This window comes from Chryseolinea sp. T2, assembly GCF_037203685.1.
In the GTDB taxonomy this organism is placed as follows: domain Bacteria; phylum Bacteroidota; class Bacteroidia; order Cytophagales; family Cyclobacteriaceae; genus Chryseolinea.
Genome location: NZ_JBBCAU010000004.1, coordinates 495,429 through 508,285, shown reverse-complemented (window position 1 = coordinate 508,285; position 12,857 = coordinate 495,429). Strand labels below are relative to the sequence as shown.

Here is a 12,857-nt window from a genome sequence, read left to right as displayed (position 1 = left end):
GTTTCACGAACTCACTCTTCCTTTAAGCAATCTGTTGGATTCACGCGTGATGCTTTCACAGTTTGCAGCGCTACTGTGCCCCAGGCAATAATCAGCGCGAGGCAACCTGACCCAACAAAGAACCACCACTTAAGTTCGATCCTGTACGCGAAACTCCCAAGCCATTCCCGTGCGATAAAGTAGCTTAAAGGCAGTGCGATTACGATTGCCACGAAAACTGTCTTTGTAAAATCGCCGGAGAGAATACGTACAATGCCAAAATCAGTTGAGCCGAGGATCTTCCGAATGCCGATTTCTTTGGTCCTTCTCTGAGCCGTGAAGGCGGCGAGTCCGAACAGACCAAGCGAAGATATTATGATTGCCAGGCCAGCAAAGTATTTAGAGAGGGTAGACACGCGCTGCTCGGCAACATACAGCGCCTGATAATCATCATCAAGAAATGTATAGTCGAGGGGGAAACCTGGGTTATAAGCCTTATAGAATTTATCAAGACGTTCCAGCGTTTCTCTTTCACGTCCACCTTCAATCCGTGCCATCACGAGCGAGGGTGTTGCAAAGTTTCTCCTGTGCATCAAGAACAGCTGAGGCTTTACTTCTTCGTGTAGTGATTCAAGATGAAAATCTTTCACCACTCCAATCACTTCCATCTTCGCCATTCCCTTGACCAACTTACCAATCGGATTTTCAAATCCCATGATCCTGGCGGCTGCTTCATTTATAACTACTCTGGTAGTATCGCTTACGATGTCCTTCGAAAAGAAACGCCCCTGTTTTATTTCTAGTCCAACCGTTTCGAAAAAATCGGGATTTACACCCATCAACTCGGCACGTACCTTTTCGTCGGTTGTTTTTCCCTCCCAGTCGAAGCCTACCGACCAGCTATGTCCGGTCATATCGCTGGTGGTGCTGGCCGCATTCAGCACTCCGGGAACCTGCCTGATTTCCTCCAGGAATGTAGACGTATTATCTTTTACGCGTCCTTCTACATCGAAGTAGACTACATTGTCTTTATTATATCCAAGGTTTATGTTCTGGACAAATTCGATCTGTTTATACACAACCAATACGGATACAATCAACACTACAGACAATGTAAACTGAAAGGCGACCAAGCCCTTGCGGATCCAAACCTCACCCGCTGAGCTCTTCAATTTACCCTTCAATACTGTCGCCGGATTAAATCCAGACAGATAGATAGCAGGATAGCTTCCCGCCAATAGTCCGGTCATAATGGTAATACCAAGCAGTGCTGCAATGAGTTGTGCGTTCAGGGTAAGTGTAAGTTCTTTTCCTGTGATAATATTGAATTGGGGCAGTAACAAGGCGACAAGGTTCATCGCCACGAACAACGACACCAGTGTCATTGTCATAGACTCGCCGATAAACTGTGCAGCCAATCGCTTCCGGCCGGCGCCAAGAGTTTTCTTTACACCGACTTCCTTTATTCTTACCGTCGCTTTCGCCGTCGACAGGTTCATGAAATTAATGCATGCTATGATTACTATGAACAGGCCAATGGCAGACAACAACTTCACATATGAAATACGCCCTCCGGACTGAACACCATTCACAAAATTGCCATGCAGGTAGTTGTCCGAGTAGCGTGTAGCCAATAGTTGTGGCGCGTTGTCATTGCCTCCGAGCTTTACTTTAAAATAGTCTTTGATCTTTGTGTTGAATGCTTCGATGTCGGTGCCTTCCTTTACAGCAAGAAAAGTAAGTGGCCCGAAATCATCCCACGACTTGTATTGGGGAGCAATGTCCAGATAGGATTCGAATGGAAGAACGAAGTCGAAACGTACTGATGAAGCAGGCGACACTTTATTGAAAATTCCGGAAACAATGTATTGTCGCTCATGATTCACGTCTATGGTTTTACCCACGGCGTCGCTTGCCGTTTTAAATAACTTTAATGCCAGCTCATCGGATATGACGATGGAGTTTTTGTCGGAGAGAACCTGCGCGGGGTCTCCGATAGTAAGCTCAAAGGAAAAAATATTGAAATAGTCTTTTGCCGCGTACTCGCCCGTGGCTTTTAGATTTTGCTGATCGGTTGAAACAATAAACCGGTCAAATCCGCGCCAGTTTGGAGGAGCAACCGTTGTTGCATATTCTATCTCGGGAATTTCATCGGCGAGGGCTTTGGCGAGTGGTCCTGTTGTAGCATCGGTGGTCCAAACTCCGTTCTCCTGCACGTTTGTCATAACCTGAAACAACCGATCGTCCTTGTCATGAAACTTGTCCATCAGCAATTCATCATTTACCCATAAGTAGATAAGCAGGGCACATGCAAGGCCGGTAGAAAGACCGAGCAGATTAATAACGAACGTCATTCTGAAGCGCTTCAGGCTACGAAAGACGATGAGCAGGTTGTGTCGTAACATAGTTCAGGATTTCGCACTGCCTTACAACAACGATGCCTTTATGCGGACAGGGGTGCAGCATCCAAAATCAGTGCGTTTTGAGAAGGTGCCCACCAGTGGACGTTCAATCATGAACAATGCGGACCCTGGAAATGGACATTGGAAACGATGAATCGAGCTCTATACGAAGCCGAGTACGTCCCGGCATGTGCAGTGTTTGCCGAGATGACAAATTGCCAGACGATCGGGCGTGAACGAAAACGCTTCCTGTGTTTCCCCTATCCTTCCGTGACCCAGTGTTACGTGCGGCCAGAACTTCAATCCAACCTGCTCTTCTCTAAAACTATTGATCCATTTGACTGCTGAAGCGCTGTCGGGTGGAGCACCGTATAAATCTGCTTCAGTCGCATCCTGCGTCATCAATGGGCCAAGTTTGACCAACAATGATTGCTGCAATGCCAGAAGAGACGAAGACGGCCGAATATCCAATACTGCAACGGGATGGCTATCCTCTGTAAACTTAAGGCCCATAACATCCAGGGTCATCAATGGTGTATTTTTAAAAACGCTTTGCAACAAACCTACAGCGGCGTGCAGGTTGTGACCATCCACACATCCCATCAGCAATGAAATATGCGGAAGCAAATCGATATTATTCAGCTCAATAGATTGCTTTGACAAGAGGGACAATCTCCTGTTCCAGGCGATTGCCAGGTCCACTACGGGCGGCGGAAGAAGTATTACAACGTCGATGGCAAACCGCGGCATGAAATAACCTTCAGAGTTTAGAAGCCGTCGTCATCTTCCTCTTCTTTGGGAGCAGCATCATCCTTCGGTTTTGAGTCTTTGGACTTCTTCTCCTTTTTCTTCTTCTCTTTCTTTTTACCTGATTCTTCTGTTCTGCCACCAGAAGTAGCAGGAATATCTCGTGCAGGTTCAGCCTCGGCCGCTTTCTTCTTTCCAAACAAGCCCTTCTTTTTGGCAGGTTGTTCAGCAGGTTTCGCGGTTGGCGTCTCAACCTCGTTCTCGTCTACATAGTCGAATTCTTCAACGGGCTTAGGAGCTGTCTCTAACGAATCCGGTGCGTCCTTCTTCTTGCGCTTAAACAGGTTCTGGAAGAAACCTTTTAAGCCCTTCTTCTCCTTTTTGGCTTCCTCGTTTTGCTGGGCCTGCATGTTTTGCGCCAGTCTTACGTCCGGTAATACCAGGCTCTTACGCAGATACCACATGTAGTTATCCTGCTCCACATTGAAGCGGATGTCGGCAACTTCGTATTTAGGTGTTTTGGCGACATATTTGCCTGTCGCGGGATCAAGTCTAGCTGTGTCGGGAGTATGGTACTTGAGCATCCGTACTTCCTTGTCTTTCGAGATCATGTATATGCCTTCGTCGGCATCAGTCGTGTCGCCCTCGTCCTGAGGAACATCGACGATATATGTGCTATCAATGACAGAACGGGCGGCAAGATCAAGCTCTGCGCCCGGAACAACACCATCCTCGCCTGTGGCGCCATCTTCGCCTAAAAGGCCTTCTTCAGTTACCTTCATTGAGTCCGGAAGCACAGGATTGACATCTTTCATCACAACCGTGTTCATGCTGCGAAGCTTCTTTCTATAGGAAACCGGCTCGGCTACCAGATAACGGTTCTTGCTGGCAGTAAGGATCTTAGGGGTAGAATCTTCCAGGAAATAGCTGAATTTCTTGCGGAGAGCCTCTTTATCGTAGATATACGCGCTCTGGAACGCAGGGCAAATTGTCCGTTGCGTACACGCGCTGAATAGCAGGCATAAACTAATTAAAGCAAAAAATGGCCTGGCCATCTAAAAGGGTCAAATCGTTCAAAATTACGGAAAAATAAGCCAAACCAGCGAACCGCTAATCGCTTGATTCCCAAGCTACATCGACTCTAACGCCTGTTTCTGGGTTTTAGTAAGTCCCTTAACGACTAAATTGTAAGAATTCAGCGTCCAGTCGCGCAAGAGTTTATCTGAAATAGACCCCGTTGTTTCGGCTGTTATCCAGTGCTTTTTGTTCATGTGGTATGCGGGGCTCACTTCAGCGAAGCGCTCCCGTAACTCCACACCTGTTTCAGGTTCAACCTTTAAGTTTACCCCGGTAAACAAGTTAACATCGGTTAGGGCAAACATTTTGCCCATCACCTTGAACACCAGGGTTTCCTCACCGAATGGAAACTCCTCTGTAACTCCTTTCATCGAAAGGCAGAAATTCCTAAAGCTACCGAGATCCATTTCAGAGAGGGTTCTGCTATGTCTTTACTTCAGATTAAAGGATTCTTTTGAGAATGATGAACAACACTCCCAACAAGAATATGATGATAGAAATCTTGTTGATACCATGCATCATTTTTATGTTGATGTTGCTTGGGCGTGACGGATCCTTTCTGCGAAAGAAGTATCTGCCCACTTCACCCAATGTAAAGAACTCCTTCAACCCGTTCTTCTTTGCTTCCATATCCAGGTTGTCTTTATTCGTTAACTTCTTTTAAATCAATTTCGTTCGTCATTCGCGAATAGCCGGACCATTCTGTCACGCGATGGCTTCCTGCTGCTCAATCCAATCACCGTGTTCCCGAATGAGATCTATAAGCTCGTCGACGGCTTTCGCTGTGGGCACGTTTCGCCGAACGACTTCCTTCCCTTTGTAAAGGGTAATGCGACCCGGACCGGATCCTACGTAACCATAGTCGGCATCGGCCATTTCTCCCGGGCCATTTACAATACATCCCATGATTCCGATCTTAATTCCTTTCAGGTGACTCGTACGCGAACGGATTTTTGCAGTTGTCTCCTGCAGATCAAATAAGGTGCGCCCGCACGACGGGCAGGAGATGTATTCGGTCTTGGATATGCGTGTGCGTGTAGCCTGGAGGATATTGAATGCCGTCTCGTTGATCTGTTTGTCAGAAGCAGAACCATGAGCGCGAATAAACACGCCGTCGCCCAGGCCATCAACTAACAGCCCTCCGATGTCAGTAGCCGCCCAGAGTTGCAATTGTTCAGGAGAGATCGCATCATATGAACGGCCAATGATCACAGGCACATCACAGCCGTGTTCCATCAGCATGGCAACCAGACGCCGTTGCTCGGCCATTCCATGTTGATTCTTAGTATCAATAATTAACACTGCAGTTGGATCGGATTTGAGCCTGTCTATGAACTCAACAGAGAGATCAGTGATCGTCGCCTGAACAAAATTCAACACAGCTGAACTTTTACTACCCACGTATTGCTCAATCGTCAACATCGGATAGGCACGATCCCGAGATTGATTTTTTTCCCATGTGGAGTAGTTGTAGATCAACCCTAAGGTTCCGGGGATCTCAAAGTCCACCGAATTATCGCCAAGATAAATGTAATCGCAAGCCATATCAGCGATGTTCCATTTATCGAGGGGAACTGAGTAATGGTATCCAACGCCAAACAGCGAAGCAGGTGTAACTTTATCTTTCCATGAATAGTCGGCGATCACACGCGGAATATGATGCTCCCCTCCGATGTTGACGACCTGTCGAGTGTATCTGCGATTGTATTCAAATGGAGTAATCGGATATCGTGTATAGGGAGGGATAGAAGCATGACCCGGGCGGTTGTCGTAGCGGCGTGCCAACGCATAGGCTACTGGAATCTCGGCCTCGGGCTCTTCTGTGAGAGAAACCCTGATAGTATCACCCAGTCCATCTTCGAGCAATGTTCCAATCCCAACAGACGACTTAACACGGCCGTCTTCACCATCACCGGCTTCGGTTACTCCCAGATGCAAAGGATAAGGTTTTAGTCCCTCTTCCTGCAGGCGATTTACGAGCAGGCGATATGCCTGCACCATTACCTGCGGGTTGCTGGACTTCATCGACAAGACGATATTGAAGTACTGCTCGTCTTCACAAATGCGCAGGAACTCAAGAGCAGACTCGACCATGCCTAAGGGGCTGTCTCCGTAACGGCTCATGATGCGGTCTGAAAGCGAACCATGGTTCGTTCCAATGCGCATGGCTGTACCGTATTGCTTGCATATTTTTATTAACGGCAGGAATTTGTCGCGTATACGATCAAGCTCTGCGTTGTATGAGGCGTCGGTATAATCGATTGTCTCGAATCGTTTCTTGTCTGCATAGTTACCCGGGTTAATCCGGACCTTTTCAACTATGCGGGCTGCAAGTTCCGCAGCATTAGGTGTGAAGTGAATATCTGCAACGAGCGGCGTATTATATCCGCGACGACGCAATTCTTTTTTAATCTCGGCCAGGTTCTGAGCTTCCTTAACACTCGGAGCGGTAATGCGAACATACTCACAACCAGCTTCAATCATCCTGATTGTTTGTGCCACTGATCCCTCGGTGTCCATCGTATCTACGGTCGTCATCGATTGAATTCGAATTGGATGATGTCCGCCCATAGGAACATCTCCGATTGGCACTTCAATCGTTTGACGACGGCTGTAATTAACCAGACTGTTGCAATAACTTATTGGTGCCGCGACAGGTGCATTCACAAAGCAATGTTTTCCTCAAATTTAACCCGAAAATGAAGAAAACGCATTCAAATGTCGCCAAGCTGAGGGCGAATTATGATTTCTTCAACTACGGCCCGTGGCGACAATGAAAAGGCGTTAAATACCGTGTCGGCAACGTCTTCCGGTTTGACGAATCGGTCGTCAGGAAGCTCTGTTCCAGACCAGCTGTCGGTGAGGGTTGCTCCGGGCATTATTGCAGAGACACGAATTCCATCGTTCTTCAATTCTGCCCGAAGGCACTTAGAAAAGCCCAGCAATGCAAACTTGGAGATGGCATAAGATCCTCCGTTAGGGTAAGCCATGAAGCTTGCGATTGAGCACATGTTAAAAATATAGCTGCCTGAACTGGGACGAACCAGCGACATCAGGCCACGCGTTGTGTGATATGCGCTATACAGGTTGGCGTCGATCATCTGGCTAAGCGTATCATCCGGTTCCGAAACAATTTTTCCCGGTACAAAATAACCGGCATTGTTTACGAGTACATCTATTTGCCTGCTCAGGCCAGCAACAAACTCACAGAAGTTTTTAACATCACCGAACTTTGCAAGATCGGCCTTAAATACATGAAGCGTCGATTCCGGATAACGCTGTTTAACAGCCTTTTGAACTGCCAGTAAATGATCAGGATTGCGTGAACAGGTCACGGCGTCGAATCCCTGTGCCATAAACTTTTCAACAATGGCCCGACCGATACCCTTGCTTCCCCCGGTGACGATGATGAGTTTCCGCATAACAACTACATGTTAATTTTTTGGGTATCTTTCGCAAGGTAGTAATTGCCTTGGGTTAAAGTAGTCTATGATCAGGGAGTTTGGACAGTATTTCATTTTTTTAGGACAACTTTTTGTCAATCGCGAACGATTCAAAACTTATTACAAGCTGGTCATTGACGAATGCGTAACCATTGGTATTGGTTCATTGTTTCTGGTTGCTCTGGTGTCGACGTTTATGGGCGCAGTAACTACAGTGCAGACCGCTTTCAACATGGTGAGCGACTTCATACCAAAGTATGTAATCTCACAGGTGGTTCGTGAAATGATCGTGCTGGAGCTGGCACCTACCATTATCGCAATCATATATGCCGGTAAAGTGGGCTCAGCGATGGCCAGCGGTCTGGGCACTATGCGCATAACGGAACAGATAGATGCACTTGAAGTAATGGGCATAAATTCCATTTCCTACCTGGTTCTCCCGAAGGTTATTGCATCTATTCTGATGTATCCACTGTTGGTTATTGTAGCAGGTGTGTGTGGTATGGTTGGTGGATATCTTGCCGGAACAATTACCGGAATCATTACGGCCGATGACTATGTGTATGGCCTGCGCTCGAGTTATAATCCATTCACCGTTACGTTTGCGTTGATCAAATCCTTTGTGTTTGCCTTCCTTGTATCATCAATATCTTCTTATAAAGGGTACAACACGCAGGGCGGCGCATTAGAAGTTGGTATATCGAGCACCCAGGCTGTTACCAGCAGTGTAATTGCTCTGCTCATCGCTGACTATTTACTTGCACAACTGTTATTGAGCGGATCATGATTGCTATTGAAAACATATCGAAATCCTTTGCTGACAAGGTCGTACTGGCGGGCGTATCGGGTGTCTTCGAAAAAGGCAAGCCTAATCTGCTGATCGGGGCCAGCGGTACCGGAAAGAGTGTGTTGCTGAAATGCATAGTCGGCCTTATCCATCCCGACACGGGAAAAGCTTTTTACGATGGCCGCGACTTCTTTGGAAGTGATCGCGACACAATCATTGCAGTGCGACGTGAAATCGGAATGCTGTTTCAGGGCGGTGCGTTGTTCGACTCTAAAAACGTTGAACAAAATGTAATGTTTCCGCTGAGTGTATTGACTGAAATGTCGTATCCCGAAAAGATTGAACGGGTAAACTTTTGTCTTAAGCGCGTAGGGCTCGAGAACGTAAACAAGAAAATGCCATCGGAAATCAGCGGTGGTATGAAGAAGCGTGTCGGCATTGCACGGGCGATTGTGAATACACCAAACTATTTGTTTTGTGATGAACCGAACTCCGGACTCGATCCCCAAACTTCCATTCTCATTGACGAACTGATCCTCGACCTTACCGAAGATCTGGATATAACGACAATCGTGGTAACGCACGATATGAACTCTGTTATGGGTATCGGAGAAAAAATTATGTTCTTATATAAGGGCAAGAAACTTTGGGATGGAAATAAGAACGACATCACTCACTCGGGCGTGAAAGAGCTGGATGATTTTGTTTTCGCTAATAAGGTAATGAAGGAGCTGAGGAAGGCGGAGAAGCTTTGAGGGTAATTGATAATTTACAATTGATAATTGATAATTATAGAGGGGCCTTTCGGCCCCTCTTTTTGTCATCTATCCCTTCGTGCGCTTTGGCTTAGGTTGCATCATCGCGCTCTTTTCCTGTGGAAGGGGCACGCACTTGGTAAAATCTGGCGGAACAGGCTTATCCATGACAATTACTTTGGGACGTTCGGGTGTTGTTTTTGTTGTTGCTGCCGGGTTCTTATCAAAGAATCCAAATGGAACCAATGAAAATCCAATGGTGTGGACGTTCATGACCGGCCAGTCTTCGGGGCGAACAATGTGTGTAATGCCCATATTATACCAGAGAACAACGTCTTTCCCTTCAACGCTTTCATTGTCCTGCACCATCTTTGGCAGCCCGTCCAGTAGCCCACGCGTATTGGGATAATCACCAGCAGGATATGCTTCACGTTCCTTGTAGGCTGTTACCCAAAACTGGTTCTCCAGAAAGTCAGCCATCTTTCGCGGACCGGAACCTGGTGCCGCCAATGGACTAGCGTTGTGCCCGGGCATGATCACATAACTCTTTTGTTGTCCCAGCGAGTTTACAGCCTTTGCATCAGCGACCATCCAATGACGATTCGTCGCATTGTTCATGTTGCGCTGGCCTTCGGCTTCTGTTTTGATCAGCGACATCTGCTTAATGAAAGCGTTGTTCCATGGATTTGAGGCGCTGGCCGGAAGGGCGACGGTGTTCATTTCCTCGACGATATTCTCACGTCCATCGACATCCAGATCCAGACGGAATGAGAAGAAATGCTGGTGATTCACGGCTTCAACATGAGGGGCCACAAGAGTACCGTAATATATACCGTTAAAGGAATCATCGCTGGCGCCTGGCAAGTCCGTTGTACGGTTTACGCCTTTAATTCCTACAATACCTGTAAGTTCAGCTTTGAGGTCGATGGTACCATCTTCACGGAAGATCCACTTAAAGCCATAGTCGTAGTTCCCGATCTGAGTAAAGTATTTTACTGCAATATTTCGTGCATCGTGGGCAAACGTACCATGGCGGGTAATCGGCCCTGGAGACTCTTCGAACACGGCTATCATGCTGTCCATGTAGGCTGGCACACCTTTCTCATTATGGAAAATCCCCTGGAGAAATGATGCATTCTCAGGAACGTCAGCTCCAGCTTTCAATGCATTCATGTGTTTGGGCCAGGCCTGCCCCATTCTATATGCACCACCATCAAAGTAATTCCAGGCAGCATGAGTTAAATCCGTTGAACCATAGGGAACATACATTTCAGCAAGCGATGCGCGGTAAACTACCGGCCGCATGATCCCGTTGTCATTGAACTTTGCATCATAAATTACAAGTCCTTCGCGGTTGTGAAGTCCCACTCTGAACGACCAGCTTTTTCCAGTGACCTGGAAGCCGTCTACCGTATACGTTGTGCCTTCCGGCTGGGAGACTTTGAGCGGCTTTGTTTTAGGAAGCAACACTTCACCGGAATCCGCATCAAAGTATCCGATGTCCTCCGGCTTGTAAAAACCTTTGCCACCGTCGTCGAGAACTTTAAGTACTTTCGAATCCGTGAGGTCGACGTATGCCACCAGACCGTCGACCAGTAGCTCCTTGTACTTTTTGTTCTTGTATTCGGGAGCACAAATAAGTTCGCGGTGATCGGGTGGAGCGATGCCCATGTCGCCTGCAAAAACTATTGATGTCGACACGGAATCAGGATGTATTCCACGTGCTTTGAGTCCTGCCATCCAGGCTTCGTCATTCTTCAGTAATTCGTCCGCGACCGAATCGCGAAGAAAAGCTCCGGGCGTAACACCTGGAACGTTAACGAACGAGAGCACTTTCCTGCTTTTCAGATCGATGACTGATTCATACGTTTTGTTGGAAGCGCGTTCGTAAACAGAGACGAAAGCTTCACGCCGGAATTCATCACCATCTTTATAAGCGAGCATTTCCGACTTCGGTGGCTCATTTAAGTTGATGAGATAAAACCGATAAGTAGTATCGATTTTGCCTTCGCCAAGCAGAACCTCCTTCACCAGTTTGATTTCGTTTGTATCAAGTGGATTCAGCGGGTGCAAAGGTATGGCTGGTTTGTCTGCTACGGGAGCTGGTCCCGATTGCCTGGAGCAACTGGCACTAAAAATTAAGGTTACCAGTACAAGCACGGCGGCAATCCCGTGCCTGAACTTGAGGCAGTAAAGTGATTTCATTGGGGGCTTTATTAGGTTAGGAATAGGGATGAGTTACTGAAGATACGTATTCAGGTCATCGCCTTCAAACATTCACACCTAATATTAGAACAACGTCGGTCTCCGGGGAACATACAACGTTTTCGGAACCTCATGACGCAGCCTAAGGAAACCTGGAAACCGCCCCGTGCTGGCAAACACACTATTCGAGTTGCTAAACGCGACGGAACACAGCCGTTGCGTTGTGTCCGCCGAAGCCGAACGTATTGCTCATGGCGACGTTCACTATTTGTTTCTTCGCCGCACCGGTAATAATATTAAGACCCTGTGGGAGCGTTGGATCAATATTGGTAGTGTTAATTGTTGCTGGCATCACCCCTTCATGAATGGTTTTGATGCAGATGATTGCCTCGATAGCACCGGCACCACCCAGCAAGTGTCCTGTTGCCGACTTCGTGGCACTGATCTGAAGTTTCGAAATATGGTCACCAAAGAATTTTGAAACCGCCTTCATTTCGCTTTCATCGCCGACGGGAGTTGATGTTGCATGTGGATTGAGATAATCAACGTCAGCGGGCTTCAACTCTGCATCTTCAAGTGCCCACCGCATTCCGAGCATTGCACCGGCTCCCTCTGGATGGGTCGCGGTAAGATGATAGGCATCGGCAGACATGCCACCGCCCGCTACTTCTGCATAGATCCTGGCGCCTCTTGCGATGGCGTGGTCATACGCTTCAAGTACCAAAGCTCCTCCACCCTCTCCCATTACGAATCCATCCCGTCCAACATCAAATGGGCGTGAGGCAGCATGCGGTTCTTCATTGCGCGTAGACAATGCTTTCAAGGCACCAAAGCCGCCGATTCCTGCCTCATTGACGGCCGCTTCGGATCCTCCTGTGATAATGACGTCGGCCTTGTTCCACCTGATGTAGTTCATCGCGTCAATTATGGCAGTTGTTGAAGTTGCGCACGCCGACACCGTTGTAAAGTTCAATCCCATAAAGCCGTACTTCATCGATATCCACCCGGATGCGATGTCGACTATGACTTTTGGAATAAAGTAGGGATTGAATCTCGGTGTGCCATCGCCCTTTGCATATTCCATTACTTCCTGCTGGAAGGTGTAGAAGCCGCCATTACCGGAGCCCCATATCACACCAACACGTGTCTTGTCTACTTTATCGACGTCAAGATTTGAATCCTTGATCGCCTCTGTGGAGGAGATCAAAGCATATTGGGTAAACGGATCTATCTTTCTGATCTCCTGCTTTTCAAAATGCTGTAGAAGGTCGAGTTCCTTTACTTCACAAGCAAACTTTGTCTTAAATCGTGATGCATCAAAACGCGTGATGGGTGCCGCGCCACTTTTGCCCTGGATCAGGTTGTTCCAAAATGCTGACACATTATTTCCCAGTGGTGTAACAGCGCCCAATCCGGTGACAACTACTCTTCTCGGTGATTTCATGACACTCTTTAAATGTTA

The 12,857-nt window shown here is 47.5% G+C and carries 11 protein-coding genes; 2 read left to right on the top strand and 9 right to left on the bottom strand.

From position 1 onward, the window contains the following. Positions 1-11 precede the first annotated feature (11 nt). From WBG78_RS16645 to WBG78_RS16615, 7 genes are all read right to left on the bottom strand, one after another. A complete protein-coding gene (locus WBG78_RS16645; RefSeq protein ID WP_337327582.1) occupies positions 12-2,384 on the bottom strand; it encodes an ABC transporter permease in 2,373 nt (790 codons plus the stop codon). 159 nt (positions 2,385-2,543) lie between these two features. Next, complete coding sequence (locus tag WBG78_RS16640; protein WP_337327581.1) at positions 2,544-3,131, bottom strand: 2'-5' RNA ligase family protein; 588 nt, start codon at positions 3,129-3,131, stop codon at positions 2,544-2,546. A gap of 17 nt (positions 3,132-3,148) precedes the next feature. Beyond that, positions 3,149-4,183, bottom strand: a complete 1,035-nt coding sequence (locus WBG78_RS16635; protein ID WP_337327580.1) for a hypothetical protein — start codon at positions 4,181-4,183, stop codon at positions 3,149-3,151. A gap of 75 nt (positions 4,184-4,258) precedes the next feature. Beyond that, positions 4,259-4,576: an MmcQ/YjbR family DNA-binding protein gene (locus tag WBG78_RS16630; RefSeq protein ID WP_337327579.1), complete on the bottom strand. Its 318-nt coding sequence runs from the start codon at positions 4,574-4,576 to the stop codon at positions 4,259-4,261. Positions 4,577-4,646: 70 nt separating this feature from the next. Then, positions 4,647-4,835, bottom strand: coding sequence for a DUF6728 family protein (locus WBG78_RS16625; RefSeq protein WP_337327578.1), 189 nt, complete (start codon positions 4,833-4,835; stop codon positions 4,647-4,649). A gap of 75 nt (positions 4,836-4,910) precedes the next feature. Then, a complete protein-coding gene (ispG, locus tag WBG78_RS16620) occupies positions 4,911-6,872 on the bottom strand; it encodes a (E)-4-hydroxy-3-methylbut-2-enyl-diphosphate synthase (RefSeq protein WP_337327577.1) in 1,962 nt (653 codons plus the stop codon). 47 nt (positions 6,873-6,919) lie between these two features. After that, the gene (locus WBG78_RS16615) at positions 6,920-7,627 is read right to left on the bottom strand and encodes an SDR family oxidoreductase (protein WP_337327576.1); all 708 of its coding nucleotides are present in this window, start codon (positions 7,625-7,627) and stop codon (positions 6,920-6,922) included. Positions 7,628-7,694: 67 nt separating this feature from the next. Here WBG78_RS16615 and WBG78_RS16610 point away from each other — a divergent pair, with 67 nt between their 5' ends. Next, positions 7,695-8,435 (top strand): MlaE family ABC transporter permease, encoded by a 741-nt coding sequence (locus WBG78_RS16610; RefSeq protein ID WP_443092787.1) that lies wholly within the window; start codon positions 7,695-7,697, stop codon positions 8,433-8,435. Continuing rightward, the gene (locus WBG78_RS16605) at positions 8,432-9,190 is read left to right on the top strand and encodes an ABC transporter ATP-binding protein (RefSeq protein ID WP_337327575.1); all 759 of its coding nucleotides are present in this window, start codon (positions 8,432-8,434) and stop codon (positions 9,188-9,190) included. The genes WBG78_RS16610 and WBG78_RS16605 overlap by 4 nt, the downstream gene beginning before the upstream one ends. A gap of 69 nt (positions 9,191-9,259) precedes the next feature. Here WBG78_RS16605 and WBG78_RS16600 read toward each other — a convergent pair whose 3' ends face one another. Next, positions 9,260-11,395, bottom strand: coding sequence for a copper amine oxidase (locus WBG78_RS16600; RefSeq protein ID WP_337327574.1), 2,136 nt, complete (start codon positions 11,393-11,395; stop codon positions 9,260-9,262). 193 nt (positions 11,396-11,588) lie between these two features. Further along, positions 11,589-12,839, bottom strand: coding sequence for a beta-ketoacyl-ACP synthase II (fabF, locus tag WBG78_RS16595; RefSeq protein ID WP_337327573.1), 1,251 nt, complete (start codon positions 12,837-12,839; stop codon positions 11,589-11,591). Between the last annotated feature and the right edge of the window lie 18 nt (positions 12,840-12,857).